This is a genomic window from Myxococcales bacterium (genome assembly GCA_023898405.1).
Taxonomy (GTDB): Bacteria; Myxococcota; UBA727; order UBA727; family JABDBI01.
The window spans coordinates 1212405-1230584 of sequence record CP060221.1 but is presented as its reverse complement, the minus strand read 5'-3'; the positions used below and the strand labels follow the sequence as shown (position 1 = coordinate 1230584).

The following is an 18180-nucleotide window of genomic DNA, read 5'->3' as shown; positions in this document are numbered from 1 at the left end:
CCCATGTCAGATGCACCAATAAAAATATTTTGTGGCAACTCAAACATCGAACTTGCTCGTCGTATTGTTGAGTACCTTGAGATGCCTCTTGGCTGTGCTGTAATCAAGCGTTTTGCCGACGGTGAAGTTGCTATAAGTATTTCAGAAAGTGTGCGCGGCTATCATGTTTATATAGTGCAATCTATTTGTCCGCCCGCTAATGAGCACTTGATGGAATTACTGGTGATGATCGATGCTCTGAAAAGAGCGTCTGCTGCGGCTATCACTGTGGTGCTTCCTTATTATGGTTATGCCAGACAAGATCGTAAGGCTGCCCCGAGAGAGCCGATAACAGCAAAATTAGTGGCGGATTTACTGGAAGCCGCTGGTGCTAATCGTTTGATTTCTTTAGATCTTCATGCAGCCCAAATTCAGGGTTTTTTTAATGTTCCATTTGATCACCTCTACGCATCACCTATTTTTATTCAAGATATAAAAGAGCGTTATGTTCAGTCTGGCTTGGATAATGAAAATTTGGTTGTGGTATCTCCTGATGCTGGCGGTGTTGAACGGGCTCGTGCCTATGCGAAACGGCTCCAGGCATCGTTGGCGATTATCGATAAGAGACGTCCGAAACCTGGTATTGCCGAAGTAATGAATATTATTGGTGATGTGAAAGGTAAACGAGCGGTTATTATAGATGATATGATCGACACTGCTGGCACTTTGGTAAAGGCCGCAGAGGCGATAAGAGCTCAAGGCGCAAAGCATATTAGTTCTTACGCTAGTCATGGTGTGTTCTCTCCTCCTGCAGTAGAAAGAATCAGCAGCAGTGTGATCGATGAAGTGGTGATCACTAACACTATTCCATTGCGTGAGGATGCTGTTAAGTGTCCGAAAATTCGTGTGCTTTCATGTGCATCATTGGTGGGTGAGGCGATAAGCAGGGTTCACACTGGTGCAAGTGTCTCCTCCCTTTTCATCTGAAAAGTAGCTTAGTTGTTATGGCTTAATGAAACAAAACTTTATTGTAGAATTTTAGCGTCATAATCATAGAGTAGTGGGTGTGAATTGAATTTTTGGCGCTTTGATTTATGTGTTTTTTAATATTTTTTCCGCAGGAACGGGCGAGCCTGTTTAAGTATTTGCAATAAATATTCAAAACCCAAAAATGTCAGCATGTATCAAGCTGTCAGCAACAAAGACTTGCTCTGCTGCAAATAATATAAGTAATGAGTTTTTAGTGTTTAATTTTTAATGATATATTTTCATGTGTTTTAATTGAGGTTAAAAATATTTTTTATTTTCCCATCATTCATTCTCTACTTGACGTCTTGTTTTACGGGACTTATGGTCGGCTCTCAATAATCTTGCGAGGCTTTAGGCTTAAACTGGGCTAAAGCGTTATCGAGGGAGCAAAAAATGTATAATTTAAAGGCTACAAAGCGCGTGTTGTTGGGCAAGGGCCCTTCCAGACGTCTGAGAATGAATCAAGAGTTACCTGCAGTGATTTACGCTAAGGGGCAAGAAACGTTGTCCATCACCGTTGATCCTCGTGAAACAACCAAGGCTTTATCAGGGCCCTTGCGTAGAAATGTTGTGATTAATCTTGAAATTGCTGATGACTCAAAGAAAAACCGCGTTGTTATGGTTAAGGAACGCCAGATTCACCTTTTGCGTCGTGATCTTATTCACGTAGATTTTGTCGAAGTTGATCTTAAAAAACCAGTAGTGGTGTCGGTGCCCATAAAATTATCTGGGAAAAGTGAATCAGTAGTTTTGGGTGGTAAGCTTGATCACGTGTTGCAAAGAATGAAAATTATGGCTCTACCTGATGCCATTCCAGAATTTATTGACGTAGATATTACCAAGCTTTCTTTTGGATCGACCCACTGTCAGGATATTAAACTTCCTGAGGGCATAAGTTTGGCAGAACAACCAAGAGTGGTTATTTTGACTATCAAGAAGCCACGTGGTGCTGCTAAGGAAGAGGAGGGTGCAGCAACTCCAGCTAAGAAATAGCACTTATCGGTTAATTGGTTGTAAGGTGCCGTTTATCGGCACTTTTTTCATGGAGAGAATCTATGTGGCTTATTGTTGGTTTGGGTAATCCGGGTGATAAGTATGAGTTGACTCGTCATAATGCAGGCTTTCTTGTTGTAGATGCTCTGTTGGATAAATATCAGCCTGTATCAATGAAGCAGGGGTTTAGTGCTCTAGCGGGTCGTATTGAAATAAATGGCAGTTCGGCGCTCATAATAAAACCTCAAACTTTTATGAATAGATCAGGATTATCAGTTCAGCAGGCCATGTCATTTCATAAAATAGCGCTTGATAAGGTTATCGTTATTCACGATGAGTTGGATTTGCCCCTGGGTACTATGCGTATTAAAAAAGGAGGTGGCAATAATGGGCACAACGGTTTGAAAGACATTAGCCGTCTTGTTGGAGATCAGTTCATACGTGTTCGTATAGGTATTGGGAGACCAGAATTTAAAGGTGGCGAAGCCCAATATGTCTTAGGCTCATTTAGTGATGATGAAATAAAAATCCTGGAGCCAGTGCTGCTAAAAAGTATTGGGGCGATTGAGACGCTGATTAGCAATGGTTTTGAGAATGCGCAGCAAGTTTCTCAGATAAATGTGCAAAAATAGCGGCAACACTCTTGCCATATTCAGCTGTTTTCGGCACAAGGCTAAGTAACGCTTGGAGAGGTGGCAGAGCGGTTGAATGCACCGGACTTGAAATCCGGCATAGGGCTTCGCCCTATCGGGGGTTCGAATCCCCCCCTCTCCGCCAGTTTTTCAAATATTTGTTTTGTTGGTTTTTTAAAAAATTTAGCTAATGCCAATAGAACAAACTAAAGTCTCAACTGTAGATCGCTTTTTAAAAAATTAGTTTGTTAGGCCAAAGTGGTTGGTGACTTTTTTTTCAAGCTCTTCCCATAAGGTTTTTCCTACAGCGTTTTCATCCACCATCAAATGGCGAAAGCCATAATTATCGTAGGCAAAATGGTTGTCCACAGTATCGAGGATCCATTTGCTCAATCGTTTAGAGTTAATAATTTTTTTGATACTTTTGCTGGGAACGAGCTCATCGTGCTTATCAATCATCAACAGTGTGGGGATATTAGTGTTTTTGAATTGTGTCTTTTCCAGAGAGTTTTTGAGCGCAAACAAGGCCTGATAGGCAGCTACTGATGTTCCGGGGTTAGCTCGGTATTCTTTGGGGCTGCGGCTTGGCATGGTAAGGGTGCGTCCAAACCATGACATAAATGACACTGCTGCCTTGGAGTACCAAGGTGTTGCAATTGCTGGAGCGATGAGCACCATTTTACTAATGGACGGGCTTGGAGCTTTTTCTTGCTGGGCAAGCCATTCAAGTCCCACCAAGGCTCCTAAGGAAAAGCCCAGAAAATAAATCGGTACCTTATGATGCTGAGCTTGAGATTGAGCCTCGAGCATTGCATTGTGAAATTGTTGGCGCCATATATTTTCGTCCACTTGACTCATGTGATCTTTTTCACCACTGTGTCCAAATAAGGCGAAGCGAACCACTAAAGCACCGTGATTTTGTAAAAGGTGAGCCCAGTCGTCCATTTTGGCCGGTTTTAGGTTGAGACCGTGGAGTAAAATGACCACAGCTTGAACATTTTGATCTGTGGGCTCATCTATCCACAAAGAATTTTTTAAAAAACGAGTATCTTTATCAGTTTTCATTAAACCAACCATTGCGCAGCTAACAATATAACTACAGGTAATTCCAAGTACAATTGTAAAGAAAAATCTTTTAGCTATCTTCATTTCCACCTCCAAACGAAGATTCTTGGTGGATTGACAAACAACAATTAATGACATCCTATAGTACGACTGATTTTTAGGTATTGAAACAAGGAAGTAAATAATGGTGGTTATTCGACTAGCACGTGGAGGGGCCAAAAAACGCCCATTTTATCGGGTAGTTGCTGCTGATCAAAGAATGTCACGCGACGGTCGCTTCATTGAACAAGTCGGCACTTTTGATCCCCGTGCGCAAAAAGATGCCCTCAATCTTAAAATTGATCGTGTTGATCACTGGCTCAAAGTTGGAGCTCAGCCGAGTGACACGGTAAAATCTTTAATCAAACAGTTCAGAAAGTTAGCTGTTCAGGCCTAAGGTTTTTGTTGGGAATTTTTTTCTCTTGGTGGGTCACCATACAAATAAATAAAAACCTAAGAGCTTTGAAAAAAACACCAAATGCCCATTTATAGGGTTTGCGGTGTTTTTTGTGTATTAGTTATGAATGATTTAGTTCTAATAGCCTATATTGCCAAAGCCGTAGGGCTTAAGGGAGCTCTTAAGCTCAAGTTGCTTAATTCTCAAAGCGAAAGTTTAAGGCCTGGGTTAAAACTCAGCATCAGACAAGGAAAGCAGGCTGTAAGGCAGTTAGTGATTGAGCATGTTGAAACTCGTGATCGTATATATTTTGAAGGCGTTGGTGATCGCACAACCGCTGAAGCATTGCAGGGGAGCGAGGTCTATATTAATCACTCTGACTTGCCCGTTGTTGCGCCTGATGAATATTACCTCAATGACGTGCTTGGTGCTGAAGTAATACTGATATGCGGAAAATGCATAGGCCATTTGAAGGATTTTGCTCACAATGGTGCTCAGGACTTGTTGGAAGTTGAGAGCCTTGAGGGACGTATTCTGAGCATCCCTTTGGTGCCGGCCATCGTAAAAGAAATCGATGAAAAGAATAAGCGCATTATCATAGACCCTCCTGAGGGCTTGCTCGATTTGGATTAGCTATGACTTTCAAAGCTCAGTTTATTGCCATGTTCGAACAGCCAATAAGGGCGTGGGCTGAAAGCTCGATTATAGGACGAGCACAAAAAAATTCTCTTATAGATATTCATATTGAAAGCATTCTTAATAGCGTTAGGGGCAATCATCATAAAGTCGATGATACACCGTATGGCGGCGGTCCAGGCGAACTCATGCGCATCGATGTTGTTGAGCCGCTCATAAAAAAAGCTCTTGGGAGACATCATGATATTTCTCGCGCCAAGAAGCGTGTTGTCATGCTTGATCCTGCAGGCACACCCTTTAATCAAGATCATGCCAAGCGGCTTGCCTCTTACCATGAATTAATTTTTGTCTGTGGGCGCTACGAGGGTATCGATGCACGAATTCATCACTTTGTTGATGAGGCAATATCGCTGGGGGATTTTGTGCTCTCAAATGGTGATGTTGCTGCAATGGCAGTGTTTGATGCATGTGTGCGTATGCAACCAGGATTCTTAGGAAACTACTCTTCGATCGAGCAGGAAAGTCATATGAATCATCGCTTAGAAGCGAGCCATTACACACGTCCTCGAGAATATCATGGTTTTTTGGTTCCTCAGGTGTTTCAAAATGGTAATCATCAAGAAATCGATAAAGCTCGTTTAGAAGAATCACTCATAAAAACCACTCAACTCCGTCCTGATTTGATTTCGGCACAGCCTTTAGATGAGCACGAAGAAAAAGTTCTAAAGTTTGCTGATTCTTACCAAAAATATCCATGGCAAAAAAAATATGAATAGATTGAGTCTTGCTTTGCTTCATCATCCTGTAGTCGATAGGAATGACCAGATTTATACCACAGCCATTACCAATCTGGATGTGCATGACATAGCGCGCTCAGCATGTACCTATGGGCTTAATCAGTACTATTTGGTATCGCCGATAACAGCCCAGCGTGAACTTGGGCAAAGTATTGCAGATTTTTGGACCTGTGATGCAGGAAAACAGCGTAACAAAGATCGCGCACGCGCTTTTGAATTGGTTAATGTGCAAGCGGATCTTGAAAGCTGCATAGAGCATGAAAAAAATATTAGTGGAGAAAAACCTTTGCTCATTGCCACCAGTGCCAAGGTTTTTGAGCACAAGACAATTTCCTATCAAAAAGGTCGCAAACTTATCGCTGATCATAAAAGTACAATGCTAATTTTTGGTACGGGCCATGGTCTTGCACCAGAAATACTTGAAAAGGCAGATTTTTTGCTCGAGCCTATTTACGGGCGGGATGATTACAATCATTTGTCGGTACGGTCAGCAGCAGCCATTATACTGGATCGATTGATGGCACAATAAAAGGATGCCTGATGGATACTTCGGATTCAAAGAAAATCCCCCACTACCTGAATTATGTAAATGGTATTTCAACTCCCGAAGAGATTGGCTTTGCTTTTTTTGAGGCTAGTGAGGCTTTGGGTATTAAGCTCTACCGGGCACAAGAGGATGCCATCTTAGAGCTCATGAGCGGCAAAAATGTCATATTGGCCACGCCTACTGGTTCTGGGAAATCTTTGGTTGCGACTGCGCTTCATTTTAAAGGTTATATAGAAGGAAAACGTTCTTACTATACCTGCCCCATCAAAGCGCTCGTGAGTGAAAAATTTTTTGCACTGTGTGAACAATTTGGGGCAGAAAATGTTGGCATGCTTACGGGCGATGCCAGCATCAATCGTGATGCGTCGATCATCTGTTGTACTGCTGAAGTATTAGCTAATTTGAGTCTGTGCGAAGGAAAAGATGCTCATGTCGATTATGTAATCATGGATGAGTTTCATTATTATTCTGATCCCGAAAGAGGTGTCGCATGGCAGCTGCCTTTGCTGTGTTTGCCGCAAGCAACTTTTTTGCTTATGTCAGCTACTATTGGCAACTGTGAGTCGGTAAAAAAATCTTTAGGCGAAAATACCAGAAAAGAGATCGCAGAAATTTTAGGAGTTGAGCGCCCGGTACCGCTTGATTTTTCATACAGTGAAAATCCTTTGCACGAAACTTTGGCCAAACTCATCAGCGAGAGAAAATATCCTGTCTATGTTGTTAATTTTACTCAGCGCGAATGTGCCCTAGAGGCACAAAATGCCATGAGCGTCAATATTTGCACCAAAGAAGAAAAAGCGGCTATTGATAAAGCTTTGGATGGTTTCCGCTTTGATACGCCTTTTGGAAAAGATATAAGGCGTTTTATTCGCCATGGTGTAGGAATTCACCATGCAGGTCTATTGCCAAAATATCGGCTGCTCACCGAAAAATTAGCTCAAGGTGGTTTGCTTAAAATTATTATGGGCACTGATACCCTTGGAGTTGGGGTGAATGTTCCTATCCGTACAGTTTTATTCACCAAGCTGTGTAAATTTGATGGCACCAAGACCAGCATTTTAAGTGTGCGAGATTTTAAACAAATTGCCGGAAGAGCAGGGCGTAAAGGCTTTGATGACGCAGGATCGGTTATCGCGCAAGCCCCAGAGCATGTGATAGAAAATAAACGGTCTGAAAATAAAATTGCTGCCGATAATAAAAACCGCAAGAAAAAAATTGTTAAAAAATCTGCTCCGACAAGAAATTATGTTCATTATGATGAACATACATTTGAACGCTTGATCAACGATCCTCCTGAATCGCTGGTATCTCAATTTCGTATTAGCCATGGAATGATAATTAACGCACTGATCGGTTTAGAGAACAACGGCAATCCTGGCTATAAAAATTTGATCGAAATTATTGCTCGTTGCCATGAGACTGATAAAAATAAATCGCGCTTGCGCAAACGTTGTGCTCAGCTTTTTAAATCGCTGATCGCTGCAAATATTTTTAGTATCGTAAAAAATATTCACACAGGATCGCGCATTGTCGCTAATGAATCATTGCAACAAGATTTTTCTCTCCATCACACCCTGTCGCTCTATCTGATCGAAGCCTTGAGTGTGCTTGATCGTGAGCACGAAGAATACGCTCTTGATATTCTGAGTTTGGTGGAAGCGATAGAAGAAAATCCCAATGCCATTCTTAATCGGCAGGTGGAAAGAAATAAAAATGATGCCATAGCGCGGATGAAAGCGGAAGGACTCGATTACGATGCCCGGATGGAAGCTTTGGAAAAAATCACCTACGATAAGCCTTTGGCTGATTTTATCTATACAACTTTCAATGAGTTTGAGAAAAAACATCCTTGGGTGCAAGAAGAAAATATTCATCCCAAATCTATTGTGCGCGATATGTATGGCAAGGGTGCAACTTTCAACGAGTATGTCAATGAATACGGTCTTGCTCGAGCCGAGGGACTTTTGCTCCGCTATCTCTCACAAAGCTACAAGACCTTGATGCAAAGTGTGCCTGATAGCTATAAAAATGATGAAGTCTTGGATATTATCGCATTTATTCGTACCATACTGGCGCGTGTCGATACTAGTTTGATAGATGAGTGGACCAGCTTATTCGAAGAAAAACCACAAGAAGATATGACCAGGAGAGAGAGCGCAAGCTTGATGACATTTGATCCGCGGATCAATCCTAAAGCATTCTTGGCCAAGATACGAGCTGAACTTTTTCACCTGGTGCGCCTGCTTGCTCAAAAAAATTATGAGGATGCGCTTTTGGCTATTGCTAACCCTGATGAATGGTCAAAAGAAAAATTCGAAGAAGTCTTTGCGCCTTTTTATGAAGATTATGAAGGCATTATTGCTGATCCTCGGGCAAGAAATCCTAAGCTTAGCCAAATAAAAAAGGTGAGCGATACTTTTTATACTATTACTCACACCCTGCTTGATGATCGGGAAGATAATGCTTGGTATTTGAGGGCTGAGATTGATCTTGCTCATCAACGAGAAGAGAACGCACCTTTGTTAAAATTATTGGAAGTCGATGAATAGCAAATAGAATGCTTGATTAAAAAAGTGGTTTGCTGGAGCTTATGAAATATGATTTCTAATTCATTTAAGAGTGAATCAATATTAAAAAAAATTGCAGTATTTCGTATTGAAGATAAAGGCTCCCGTGCTTGAAAAGCTGAGAGTAAAGTATGGACTTACTCCTTTTTTAATGAATCATGAATTTCATATAACTATCGCTAAAAAAAGTTCATGAAGCTTAGGAATATCTTTTATTTTTACAAAGCTCCTTTGATTCTCACTACGCATAGTTAGCGACTTTTTTGCCAGCTAACAAAAAAATTGCATGCATAGAATAATTGTGGCAGCTGTAAAAAATTTATGGAGTGATTCATGATCATAAAAAAGATTTTTTTGGCAGCTGTATTTTTGATGGGCGTCAAAATTTTTGCGGCAGATGGTGAGGCATCTGAGATAGCTCAATTTGAAGATAGTAACAATGAAATTAGGATCGTCGAAATAAGTTGTGATGAAATAAAAGAAATCATGGAGTGTGCGACTGAGTTTCAAAGTGAAGTTTATGAGGAGCAGATTTCATACAGCAAAAAGGTTGGAGCTTGTTATTTGTGGGGAAGGATATTTGAGTATATTTTTTACACAGCGAGCATCAGCACTTTGATGCTTGCCCCAGAACAGTCGCAGAATATTTTGGCAAGTTTGATTTTAGCTACCATAGGAAAAGCAAGCGGCGAGATAGGGAATATCTTCCAAGCTTATCAGGGTATTGTTGATCTAAAGAACGCTCATCAATTTCCCAAGCAGGCTATAAAAAATAACAAAAAAAAGTTTGCCATACTGGCTATTGCCCGTGGCTCAATAAATTTATTGTCTGACACTTGCGGTCTGGTGGCTTTTTATTATGAAAATATCCCTATTGCATTGATAGCTTTAATAGCGGGTGGAGTTACCGACGTTCTAGGAGCTTATAAAAATTTTTTTGATACCAAGAGAAATAAAAGTTTAAAAAAGTTTGCCTATTTTAGTTGTCTTAGCTCGCGGGCGCCATTTATTGGAGCTTGCATTACAGGATGTGCCGAAACTCTTGGGCTTTATTCGACCCGTTTGCCTTCAAGAATGCTGAGTTTGATAGGTTATTTATTTTTTGATAGCGGAGCCTTGATGAGACAGCATCTGTATCATTCCAGCTAGTTAAAAATTATAGTTTATCGGTCAAATGACGGATTTTATTAGATTCCTTCGCCAATAAAGTACGCGCAAAGATTTTTTAAAAAAAGATCTTTTTTCGCTTTCTAACTAATTAATAAAAGAGGGAATCATGAAAACAACAATATATTTTTTTGCTTCAAGCTGCTTGCTTTTGATCATGGGTGCATGTGGCGATACAGCTAGTAGCTCGGAAAATGCGAGGGTTGCTTCAAACCAGGCAACAGTAGAGAGCCTGAGCTTATTGATGCAAAATAATCCGCAACTTTCAAAAGCGACTCTAAAAGAAATTAAAGATACGGCTCAGAATATTTCAGTCCATGGCGGTCTGGCTCGATACACAATGAAGAATGTCTCAGCTGGAAATATGTCCTCCTTTAATGAACTGCCTGCCGAGTTGCCTCCTGCTGAGCTTAGTGAAGCTAAGGTGAATGATACAGCATCTGTTATCGATCCTGAAGTAGCCAAAGAGGCACAGAGTTTGATCGATAAAGCCCTGGATGAATTTGATTTTATGAATTCAGTAGAGGCGGGCTTTAAACTTCAGGGCATTGCTTTTAACGCTGCTAAAAAGGCGATGAATAAATTTAAAGACATGAAAAATGGTTTAGATTTCGGCGATAAAGGAGATTTTTTCGGCGAAAAAATGGGCTCAAAAATCAATGGTCAAGCATTTGATAAAGGTAATTTGACTGGTGAAAAACAAATTCCAAGCTGCCAAGAATTTATGGAAAATCCTTACATGAAATTTAGCAAGGGGCTCATTGAACAGGTGATCAAAACTAATAAGGAAAATATCAAAAAGAATTTGTCAGGGTGTGCCGAAATTCGTGGTTCTGAATTTGTTCAGTGCCTGAGTGATTATAATAGTTTTATGACTTTAATTAATCAAAATGCCAGCTGTGAAATCGAAGATATAGATGCCTTATTTAATGTATTAAATGAGAAAACCCAAGGAAAATTTGAAGAACAGGAACAGCAGCTGGCTAAGTGCATGGGGGAACACTTTAAAGCATGCGGTTTTATTGAAGAAGCTATTAAAGAATCTGATAATGCAGAAACAAAAAATGAAAAAACAAAAATAGAGATGGAAATCGATACATAAAGCAGAATTTTTGCGAGCAAAAAATATTTTGACGCTGTTTGATAAAATACGCCCTACTGGGCGTTTTTTTTAAGATCGAATCCTAACAGTATGCTTTCTAAGCCAAGCACTCTGTATGAGCCATTTCATACTTTTAGGAGCAAAATAACAATTAATGAAGATTGCCGCCCTTAAAAGAAAAATCGTAGCTATCAGCAGATGAGATCTTTTTATGTATTACGTAGATGTAGCGTTTAGGTTTTACATCAGCAAGCAATGTAGAGCATCTATCTCCAGTCTTACATGTAAAATTCATAAACTTTTCTTGTGTGTATTAAAAAAGTTTTTTTAGTCTATTTAAAAGTAATTCAAAAGACGAACTGTTGGAAGCTTTTGTATGAAAGTTACAACTTCATCAACTGCAGTCTGAGCAATCATATTATCTTCTATAAAATTGCGGTCGAACTTACTAATATTTTTTATCAAAAATTCCGGGTGAGCAGCACTCGATTTTTTTAGGTTTCCCAGCATTTCTTGTGAAGAAAACACATCTTTGTTGCTGAATAAAGCGAGCATGGGGCGCTTATTCACAAGAAGCAGTGGAATTGTTTTAGGACTTGCTCCTATCCAGCTGCGCCAAAATTGTACGCTTGCTCCTCGAATATTTGCACCATCAGGAAACCTGCCTGCTTTAAAAGAACTAAAAAATTCTTTCATGCTTTCTTTTTGGTTTCCCAATCTATTTTTGCGATGAAAATCTTTGCTTTCTTCGAATGCGCGATTAAGCCCTGTTACCCACATTTCTTCCAAAGAGCCAACAATAGGAGATAAAAGAACTATGCCACTTGCATCTTGAGCGCTTTTAGAAAGGGAGATGACCTGTGCTCCTTGAGTGGATGTTAACAAAACAATCCGAACATTTTTGTCGTTTAAAGTAAGTTTTGATTTTGCATATTCATAAACTTGGTCAAGGTCTCGAGCTAAAGCAGTTATACCTTGTTCCTCGATATCTTTTTGTGGATTGTTCTGACATAAAGTACTGATAGCTTTTGTGCATGTGCGTTTGTCATAGCTCAAGACAAAATAGCCCTGTTCTACCAAAGCATGAGCCCAACTAGAACTGAGTTCGACAGGCTCCTCATAGCTGTCGATACCATCTCCGGCAGTTTCCCCTCTACGAGATATATTTCCCGAACCAGGCACAATGATTACAAGTGTTTTTGGGAGCGACTTTTTTTCTGGGCGATATACATCAGCATTTAATAAGCCCGATCCTTCTGGCAAGTCTAGCGGAATAGAAACTTCTATTCGTTGAAAAAAAATTCTGCGTGGGGGTTTATCAGAAGCAGATTGATTTTCCGAAGCATCTGGCGTTGGCGGAGGGGTAAAATTTCGAGGCTCCTCAAAGGAAGAAGGAGCAAGAATTTGTATGTTTTTAGTGGCAGGAACACAAGCAGTTAAAATAAATAAAAACGTGTAAACAAAAACATTTAGCAAACGAAACATAGCTAACACCGGAGTAATACCATGACTAACATCTCACATATCGATCACATTGCCATAACCGTCAACCGCATTGATGATGTGAAAGATTTTTATGAACAGGCACTTGGACTAAAAATTTCCCACATAGAGGAAGTGCCTGAGAGAGGAATTCGAACAGCTTTTATCAAAATGGGGCAAAGCTGCATAGAGCTCATAGAGCCCATCAATGAAAACTCTGAAATTTCGGCTTCTCTCAAAAAAAGAGGACCAGGTCTACACCATGTTGCCTTTGCCACTACAAATATAAAAAATTCAAGTGAGCAGGCTCTAAGCCAAGGGGTTAAACTTACGTATGATTTACCGCAATCAGGTGCGCATCAAACAAAAATAAATTTTATACATCCCAAATCAAGCAGCGGTGTTTTAATTGAACTTGTAGAAAAATAAGCCTCTCTTTACCGTACCCAATAAACATTCATACTCATGGCATGAATCTTGTTGTCACTTCAGTATTGCTATTGATCCGCAGTTATCAGCGTTTTATCAGTCCGCTTCTTGGTCCTCGTTGCCGCTTTTATCCAACTTGTTCAAGTTATGCTTACACAGCGTTTTCTAGCGGGGGCCTGTTCTTAGGAATGTATTTAACAATTAAAAGATTGCTAAAGTGCCATCCTTTTCATGAGGGAGGCTTCGATCCGGTGCCACCATGCAAGAAAAAATAATTTCGTCAAAAACACAACGAGTGCTTATCACAGGCAATGCTGGAGCATTGGGAAGAAACTTAGTCAAAGAATTATTAAAAGATCAGCGCTTGAGTCTTTTTGGAGTTGATCGAAGACCTTTGGAGCCTATCCCCGAAGGTCTTTCTCACTACCCTTTGGATCTAAGAAGAAAATCAGCTTTGGAGGTTTTAAGAAAGATAAAACCTCAAAGCATTATTCATTTAGGAATTATCAGAAGTCCCCAAATTCACAGAAAAAAAAGAGCTAATGCCTATTATTTTAACCTTGAGTCTACCTCGCAATTATTGACACTTGCTGAACAACTCAACGTCAAAAAATTTATTTTTCTATCTACAGCAAATCTCTATGGTCCATCACCCAATACCCAAGGTTTATTAAACGAAGACACGCAGCTTCATGGCGCCAATAAAAGTCCTGAGTTTCGGGATCTTGTATCTTTGGATATGATGGTTCAATCATTTTTTTGGAAGCAACCTAAAACTCAAACAATTATTTTAAGGCCATGTCACATAGTAGGGCCTCATCTAAGAAATGCTCCATCGCGTTATTTAAAACTCGATACCATTCCGACTATTTTGGGTTTTGATCCCATGCTTCAGCTGTTACATGAATCGGATTTGATAAAAGCTATTATTTTGAGCCTCAACTCAAAGGCCCGAGGGGTATTTAATATTGCAGGTCCAGATGTTGCTCCGCTTTCACGCATTATCAAGGCTCTTCGTCGCCCTACTATTGCGCTGCCGGAAAAAATGCTGAAGCTGCTGACGGCAGGAACATTTTTTTCTCGCCAATCGAGTTTTCCTGTGGGAGAGATTGAGCATCTTAAATTTTCTTCGATCATTGACGATAGGCGTGCGCGTGAGGATCTTGGTTTTAAGCCGCTCGTTTCACTTAAAGCGATTCTCCAAGAAATTAATGAAGCCTATGAAAAACAGCACTCGGATTCGTAATTTAAATTTCATTTTCTAGGGGATTATTTTAATTATTTCAGAAGTTTTAATCCTAAGCCCTTAGAAGGATTGAAGGTACTATCTTTGAGAACACCATTGCATTATTTTTTTGCATTCTTTTTCTTAGCTTTTCCTCTATTGTCACACGATTATCCAAACAATAAAGAAAATATAAAAAAACAACTTATAGCTTTAGCTCAAGGTTATAAAATTTATTTGCCCAATCAGTACGCGTGTGTTTGCACAAAGTATTTACATAAAGTTTTTGGTTCCCAGTTGCGACGTGAAGAACTAAGAAAGTTAGTTGCGCTTGATAACCTTATAGAACGTTTAGGTACTGAGCAAGATGAAATTATTACTCGGGAATTTTTGAATGATTTGGGGCCGTTCGAAGATCAATATGCCAAAAATTTTTTTCAAAATTTTTGTGACACGATGGAGCTGCAAAAAGAGTATCAATTGATTGAACCGAGCTGCTCTATATGTTGGGAAAAAAAACCCAGCCATATTTTATTGCCATGCGGTCATATGCCAACGTGCGAGCTCTGTATAAAAAAAATTGAGGATGGAGAGTGTCCTTTGTGTAGGACAAAAATTGATCAAAGTGTGCCGTTCGCTGAGATTAAAACTTTAGGTCCATCGTGTATCAAGTGCAAAGATGCCCAGCCCAATATTCTCTTTTGTGACTGCAATCATATGATTGAGTGTGAGAAGTGCAACGACAACTATTGTTCAGTTTGTCGCAAAGAGTGCCAAAATTTTGTGAAAGTATTTTTAAATGATGAACATGAAGTCTAAATATTTATGGATTATTTTTTTGGGTAAATTAATATCTTTTTTTGGTGTATGCGCAGATAGTCATTCAGTTGCTGCTATTGATGAACCTGTGAGAGAGTCTGAGAAAAGTTTTTCGTACGAAAATAATCATGAAGCTATGCGAAAAATATTACTGACAGCCTGCGAAAATTATCGTTTGATTTTGCCCAAACAACTAGGATGTTATCTGTGCCAACTCAGCCACCAGGCGGTAGGAAGCACCAAGAGTCAGCATGTAAATAGGCGCCTAAAACAACTCGATGAGTTTGAAAAATTGATCAAAAAGGACCCATTTGTTTTAAGCGACATCGAATATTTTTTTGAAAAAAAAATGGGTCTTTTTAACGGGAATTATGGAAAAATTTTTCACACGCAATGCTTAAATGTGATGCAATCTTTTCCTAGTGAAAAATAAAAACTCGTAGAGTTTTTTACCATGAAAAGGGTAGCCTCTTATATTATTTTGTTGCAGCATAAGGTGTTGGATCTAGAATATCAGCATCCTTAAATCCCTTGGTTCGATAAAAACAAGCGGAACATCTACCGCACGCACGATCACCTACAGGATCATAGCAGCTGTGAGTTATGGAATAATCAACTCCAAGCTCGATACCGCGTTTAATGATCTGTGCCTTAGTAAGATTGATCAATGGCGTATGAATAGTTATTTTGTTGCCACCTTCACAAGCGCTTTTAGTGGCCAGGTTAGCCATTTTCTCAAAAGCCTCTACGTAATGAGGGCGACAATCAGGATAGCCAGAGTAATCATGAATATTGGCTCCAAAAAAAATATCAAAAGCTTGGTTTACTTCGGCATAGGCAAGAGCCAAGGATAGCATAATGGTGTTGCGGGCTGGCACATAGGTTTGCGGAATCGCCTCACTTGATATTTCGCTATGGGCAAGGACTTCAATGCTATCTGTGAGCGAAGAACCACCAAAAGCTCTTAGGTCCAAATCAAGGACCTGATGTTTGTCCACAGCAAAATGTTTTACTACTCGCCGCGCTGCATCTAATTCAACTTGATTGCGTTGACCATAAAAAATTGTCAGTGCTTTAACATTAAAACCTTGAGCCTGAGCAATAGCCAAAGTGGTACTGGAATCCAAACCACCCGAAAGTAAAACAACTGCATTTTTCAAAATAAATTCCTAAAAAAATCATTTGGAGCCCCATCGCTCTAACATCTGAAAAGCTTTTGGCAATGCTTTTAAAAAGAGGTTGAAGCTCTCTAAAAATTTCGGTCTGATTTTTTTATGAGCAATTCAGATAAAAATAGAGCTGAAAAACAAACAGTTATTGATAGGAAAACCAAAATATTGGTGTTTTGTTCTTGCCCAGGGATTTGCATGTTAGTCCAAATGGCAAGAGCTAAAGTTCGCGTTTCTCCTAAGGTATTGCCTGCCAAAAAAATAGTGGCACCAAATTCACCCAAAGATCGAATGAAAACCAACAAAAATCCTGCGGCTAAGGACGGGCTTAGGAGTGGCAATTGGATGTGGCGAAAAATTTGCCATGAATGAGCTCCATGCAGGCAGGCTATTTCGCTAAAGTGCGGATCCAAGTGTGAAAAAGCGGTGCGCATTGTTCGCACCCCAATTCCCAAAGAAGCCATCGATGCGGCGAGCACCGCACCCCAAAAATTAAATGCGATTTCAATATTAAGTTTATAAAGCCATGCACCTAAATGAGATTTAGGGCCTACCAAAAGTAAAAGTCCATAGCCAAGTGCCACCGGCGGCATGGCCATAGGGATATAAATCAGCATTTCTAATAATTTAAGCCACCTGTTGTGCTTGCGATCAAAAAGTAAAGCTAGGCATAAAGAAATTGTCATGACGATAATGCTGCTCAAACAAGCGACTTTAAGTGAAACCCATAGGATGAGTAAGAGTTCACTGCTCACGAGCCGCTCCAAATCCGTTGTTTTTTAAAATTTTTTGCATTTCATCAGACATTAAAAATGAATTGAGCAGGTGGGCGTGATTTTTTTGTGATTTTTTGCATTGCAGCAATGGATAGATAATGGGTGGGTGAAGTTTGGCATCGATAAAAGTGGCTTGAAAAATATTTTTGTTATCAACATCAGATGCGTATAAAAACGCAAAGTTGGCAGCGCCCTCTTTAAGTAAAAGGCGCGCTACTTGTGCACTGTGAGCTTTGATGAAGTTTTTTTCGAGTTGCTTAAATAATCCTAAAGTCACCAAAGCTGACTTGGTATAACTCCCTAAAGGGACATAATCTGGATCAGCTACAATAATTTTTTCGTGTTTTGAAATTAATTTTTCCAAAGTTAGAAAAATTGTTTGAGAATTATTTTTTGCCAAAATTAAATTATTGCGGGCAAAAATTTTTGAGTGACTATCGACAAGATTCCTTTCAATCAGAAAATTTTGCCATTTATTGTCGGCAACTATCACAACATCGCATGGAAATCCTTGTTCGATCTGTTGAGCAATGGCAGATGAGTTCAAAAATTTCATGGAAACATTTTTTTTAAGATTGGTTTCGATAGCTGATTTAAGAGGCAATAGGCTTGATGCCAAATATAAAATCGGTGGCCGAGATTCAGGCTGACGCGTGCAAGAACACAGCAAAAAAAGTAAAAGAGCACTACTTTTTATTATAGCCCACCACATAAAATTCCTTGCTCACAGAGCGAACGCTCTTAGGGCGCATGTGCCGAACTATTTTGAATTCTTTTTTCATTTGGCCAACTAATTGAGAAACTTCTCCTCCATCAAAAACTTTGATTACCACATGGCCGCCTGGCTTTAGTAATTTTTTGGCAATTTCAAAAGCTTTTTCGGCTAAGTTGAGGCTGCGGATTTGATCGACATGTTTAATGCCGCAGGTTTTAGGAGCCATATCGCTTAGGACGATATCAAGGCCATTAAATTGATTTTGCAGGTCGCTCATCAACTCAGCAATTTTTTCTAAACTTAAGTCAAAACAATCACCCTGAATGGTTTTGATATTGTTATGAAATTTTTCCTTGACCTCAGTTAAGTCAATGCCGAGAGCTGCACCATGAGGACCAATTTTTTTCGCAAGATATTGCAGCCAAGAGCCTGGTGCACACCCTAGGTCAAGTGCCACTGAATTCGTCTTGATGAGTTTGAGGCTTTTATCAATTTCTTCAAGTTTAAAAACAGAGCGAGCCTTAAAGCCGCCAGCTTTCGCTTTGTCAAAATAAAAATCTCTGGTAGTAAAATTGCCCATGGTGAACTTTTAGCTGAAATTTTCGCGCGCGTAAG

Annotated in this window: 22 protein-coding genes and 1 tRNA gene; 16 read left to right on the top strand and 7 right to left on the bottom strand. The window is 39.8% G+C overall.

Annotated elements, in window-relative coordinates; translation table 11 throughout:
* Nucleotides 1-3: 3 nt before the first annotated feature.
* From H6731_05535 to H6731_05520, 4 genes are all read left to right on the top strand, one after another.
* Nucleotides 4-966 (top strand): ribose-phosphate pyrophosphokinase, encoded by a 963-nt coding sequence (locus H6731_05535; GenBank protein USN51869.1) that lies wholly within the window; start codon nt 4-6, stop codon nt 964-966.
* A 435-nt stretch (nt 967-1401) separates the two neighbouring features.
* Nucleotides 1402-2001, top strand: coding sequence for a 50S ribosomal protein L25 (locus H6731_05530; GenBank protein USN51868.1), 600 nt, complete (start codon nt 1402-1404; stop codon nt 1999-2001).
* Between the two features lie 62 nt (nt 2002-2063).
* A complete protein-coding gene (locus tag H6731_05525) occupies nt 2064-2633 on the top strand; it encodes an aminoacyl-tRNA hydrolase (protein USN51867.1) in 570 nt (189 codons plus the stop codon).
* A gap of 54 nt (nt 2634-2687) precedes the next feature.
* Nucleotides 2688-2778 (top strand) — tRNA-Ser (locus tag H6731_05520).
* 95 nt (nt 2779-2873) lie between these two features.
* On the opposite strand, the gene H6731_05515 is transcribed toward H6731_05520, so the two are convergent.
* On the bottom strand, nt 2874-3782 hold the full coding sequence (locus tag H6731_05515; protein USN51866.1) for an alpha/beta fold hydrolase: 909 nt from the start codon (nt 3780-3782) through the stop codon (nt 2874-2876).
* 100 nt (nt 3783-3882) lie between these two features.
* Here H6731_05515 and rpsP point away from each other — a divergent pair, with 100 nt between their 5' ends.
* The 7 genes from rpsP (at nt 3883) to H6731_05480 (ending at nt 10950) form a co-directional block, all read left to right on the top strand.
* Nucleotides 3883-4134, top strand: a complete 252-nt coding sequence (rpsP, locus tag H6731_05510) for a 30S ribosomal protein S16 (protein USN51865.1) — start codon at nt 3883-3885, stop codon at nt 4132-4134.
* A 123-nt stretch (nt 4135-4257) separates the two neighbouring features.
* The gene (rimM, locus tag H6731_05505) at nt 4258-4767 is read left to right on the top strand and encodes a 16S rRNA processing protein RimM (protein ID USN51864.1); all 510 of its coding nucleotides are present in this window, start codon (nt 4258-4260) and stop codon (nt 4765-4767) included.
* Between the two features lie 2 nt (nt 4768-4769).
* Complete coding sequence (gene trmD, locus H6731_05500) at nt 4770-5546, top strand: tRNA (guanosine(37)-N1)-methyltransferase TrmD (protein USN51863.1); 777 nt, start codon at nt 4770-4772, stop codon at nt 5544-5546.
* Nucleotides 5539-6096, top strand: a complete 558-nt coding sequence (locus H6731_05495) for an RNA methyltransferase (protein ID USN51862.1) — start codon at nt 5539-5541, stop codon at nt 6094-6096. Before trmD ends, H6731_05495 begins: the two co-directional genes overlap by 8 nt.
* An 11-nt stretch (nt 6097-6107) precedes the next feature.
* Nucleotides 6108-8663 carry a DUF3516 domain-containing protein gene (locus tag H6731_05490; protein ID USN51861.1) on the top strand — a complete coding sequence of 852 codons (2556 nt, stop codon included), beginning with the start codon at nt 6108-6110 and terminating at the stop codon, nt 8661-8663.
* 351 nt (nt 8664-9014) lie between these two features.
* Complete coding sequence (locus H6731_05485) at nt 9015-9830, top strand: hypothetical protein (protein ID USN51860.1); 816 nt, start codon at nt 9015-9017, stop codon at nt 9828-9830.
* A 127-nt stretch (nt 9831-9957) separates the two neighbouring features.
* Nucleotides 9958-10950, top strand: a complete 993-nt coding sequence (locus H6731_05480) for a hypothetical protein (protein USN51859.1) — start codon at nt 9958-9960, stop codon at nt 10948-10950.
* A 151-nt stretch (nt 10951-11101) separates the two neighbouring features.
* Here H6731_05480 and H6731_05475 read toward each other — a convergent pair whose 3' ends face one another.
* Together H6731_05475 and H6731_05470 are read right to left on the bottom strand one after the other, a co-directional pair.
* Nucleotides 11102-11245, bottom strand: a complete 144-nt coding sequence (locus H6731_05475; GenBank protein USN51858.1) for a hypothetical protein — start codon at nt 11243-11245, stop codon at nt 11102-11104.
* A 41-nt stretch (nt 11246-11286) separates the two neighbouring features.
* Nucleotides 11287-12435, bottom strand: coding sequence for a hypothetical protein (locus H6731_05470; protein USN51857.1), 1149 nt, complete (start codon nt 12433-12435; stop codon nt 11287-11289).
* 21 nt (nt 12436-12456) lie between these two features.
* On the opposite strand from H6731_05470, the gene mce reads away from it, so the two are divergent.
* The 5 genes from mce to H6731_05445 all read left to right on the top strand — a co-directional run bounded on the left by mce (nt 12457) and on the right by H6731_05445 (nt 15338).
* On the top strand, nt 12457-12861 hold the full coding sequence (gene mce, locus H6731_05465; protein ID USN51856.1) for a methylmalonyl-CoA epimerase: 405 nt from the start codon (nt 12457-12459) through the stop codon (nt 12859-12861).
* A gap of 41 nt (nt 12862-12902) precedes the next feature.
* The gene (yidD, locus tag H6731_05460) at nt 12903-13136 is read left to right on the top strand and encodes a membrane protein insertion efficiency factor YidD (GenBank protein ID USN51855.1); all 234 of its coding nucleotides are present in this window, start codon (nt 12903-12905) and stop codon (nt 13134-13136) included.
* Nucleotides 13121-14107: an NAD-dependent epimerase/dehydratase family protein gene (locus H6731_05455; protein USN51854.1), complete on the top strand. Its 987-nt coding sequence runs from the start codon at nt 13121-13123 to the stop codon at nt 14105-14107. The genes yidD and H6731_05455 overlap by 16 nt, the downstream gene beginning before the upstream one ends.
* An 84-nt stretch (nt 14108-14191) precedes the next feature.
* Nucleotides 14192-14905, top strand: coding sequence for an RING-HC finger protein (locus H6731_05450; GenBank protein ID USN51853.1), 714 nt, complete (start codon nt 14192-14194; stop codon nt 14903-14905).
* Nucleotides 14906-14924: 19 nt separating this feature from the next.
* On the top strand, nt 14925-15338 hold the full coding sequence (locus H6731_05445) for a hypothetical protein (protein ID USN51852.1): 414 nt from the start codon (nt 14925-14927) through the stop codon (nt 15336-15338).
* A 43-nt stretch (nt 15339-15381) separates the two neighbouring features.
* On the opposite strand, the gene queC is transcribed toward H6731_05445, so the two are convergent.
* The 4 genes from queC to H6731_05425 form a co-directional block, all read right to left on the bottom strand.
* Nucleotides 15382-16065 carry a 7-cyano-7-deazaguanine synthase QueC gene (queC, locus tag H6731_05440; protein ID USN51851.1) on the bottom strand — a complete coding sequence of 228 codons (684 nt, stop codon included), beginning with the start codon at nt 16063-16065 and terminating at the stop codon, nt 15382-15384.
* 89 nt (nt 16066-16154) lie between these two features.
* Nucleotides 16155-16829: an ABC transporter permease subunit gene (locus H6731_05435; GenBank protein ID USN51850.1), complete on the bottom strand. Its 675-nt coding sequence runs from the start codon at nt 16827-16829 to the stop codon at nt 16155-16157.
* Nucleotides 16819-17562, bottom strand: coding sequence for a molybdate ABC transporter substrate-binding protein (modA, locus tag H6731_05430; protein ID USN51849.1), 744 nt, complete (start codon nt 17560-17562; stop codon nt 16819-16821). Before modA ends, H6731_05435 begins: the two co-directional genes overlap by 11 nt.
* Nucleotides 17537-18145: an RlmE family RNA methyltransferase gene (locus tag H6731_05425; protein ID USN51848.1), complete on the bottom strand. Its 609-nt coding sequence runs from the start codon at nt 18143-18145 to the stop codon at nt 17537-17539. The genes modA and H6731_05425 overlap by 26 nt, the downstream gene beginning before the upstream one ends.
* Between the last annotated feature and the right edge of the window lie 35 nt (nt 18146-18180).